Source organism: Stieleria sp. (assembly GCF_041595215.1).
Taxonomy (GTDB): Bacteria; Planctomycetota; Planctomycetia; order Pirellulales; family Pirellulaceae; genus Stieleria; species Stieleria magnilauensis.
This window is the reverse complement of sequence record NZ_JBFHKV010001490.1, coordinates 1-1,571: the sequence shown is the minus strand read 5'-3', so window position 1 is coordinate 1,571 and position 1,571 is coordinate 1. Positions and strand designations below refer to the sequence as shown.

1 protein-coding gene is annotated in these 1,571 nt (G+C 60.3%); it reads left to right on the top strand.

The window, feature by feature from the left end; all coding sequences use genetic code 11:
- Nucleotides 1-1,488: c-type cytochrome (locus tag ABX749_RS32385; RefSeq protein ID WP_372899672.1), on the top strand; the 1,488-nt coding region annotated here is incomplete at its 5' end.
- Between the last annotated feature and the right edge of the window lie 83 nt (nt 1,489-1,571).

Genomic DNA, 1,571 nt, shown 5'->3' with positions numbered 1-1,571 from the left:
GTCGTCGTCGCTTGGGCGACCCGTTTGGCTCGGTCGTACCTGGGCATTGCGGGCGACGGTGATGCACTGCCCGAACGCCCCCGGCAAATCGGTTGGACTTATTTCCCGTACCCCGGAACCCCCGACCATGGCAATCCCTGGGTGCTGTCGACCAAACGCAATTCGGCCGACGGGGAGCAAGCATCGAAATTGCACAGCAGCTTTCCGACCGGGGAATCCAAAACCGGGATCTATCGAAGTGACTCGTTTCGCATGCCAGAGGAATTCTCGTTCTATTTGGCCGGCCACGACGGGTTCCCCGACAAACCGATTCAACGATTGAACCTGGTGCGGGTGCGGGACGCCGCCACTCAAGCGGTACTGCAAAGCTGGAGTCCTCCGCGGAACGACACCGCGCAAAAGATCACTTGGAAATCCGAGGACGCAGCGGGACGCGAGGTGTTCGTCGAGCTGGTCGATGGTGATACGGCTGGGGCTTACGCATGGATGGCCGTCGGACGTTTTTCGGTCGATGGTTTGAACCCGAGCAACGAAGCGGCACGTTTCACTCAGGCGTCCCGGTTGATCGGAGAGTTTCGCATCGCCGAACTCGCCGGCGTGGCGAAACAGATCCTTGCAGATCCGGATTCCAGCGGTGCGTTGGCCGCGGAATTCGCCGCCGCGTTGGTCGCCTTCACCCCCACGTCGCAACGATCCGCGATTGCCGAGTCGCTCTCGATCAACGGCATTCATCGAACTCTGCGTAGCCAACTCGCCAACGTTCTGCTGAACCCCAAAGATGACACGGTGGCCGAGACGCTGGGCAAGGTGACGAAACTGGCGACCGCGGCGGAACAATTACGTATTGCCGGAAAGCTCTCGTCGGATCAAGCCGGCGTGGAAACGCTGTTGATGCTGGTCGAAGCCGGTCAGGCGTCACCCCGTTTGCTGGTCGCGCCGGCGGTCCGCGGCAAACTGGATAGTCTGGCGACACCGGAACAATCGCAGCGGATCTCCGAGTTGACAAACGATTTGCCGACCGAAGATCAGACCTTGATCGCTGCGATGAACACTCGTAAAGCCGCGTATCTGGTCGGTGGCGGTGACGCGACCGCCGGCAGCCAGTTGTTCGCCAAACAGTGCGCCGTGTGCCACCAGGTCGCGGGCAAGGGAGTCGCGGTCGGACCGAACTTGGACGGCGTCGGCAATCGCGGTTTGGACCGGTTGATCGAAGACGTGCTGACCCCCAATCGAAACATCGACGCCGCGTTCCGCGCCAGCGTGGTATTGACCGAGGACGGACAAGTTTACAGCGGGTTGATCAAACGGACCGACGGAACACAGCTGGTGATCGTCGATCAGACCGGCAAGGAAATCAGCGTTTCGGTCGACGAGATCGTGAGGCAAAAAACGGTTGCGACCTCTCCGATGCCCGCCAATTTTCATGAAACGCTGGATGAAGGGCAAACCAGAGACCTGTTGGCGTACCTGTTGTCGTTGACGCATTAGTATCCACGTAGTGGACGAGGCGACGAGTCCACTGCAGTCGGCATATTCCGCGTAGTGGACGAGGCGACGAGTCCTCCGCAGTC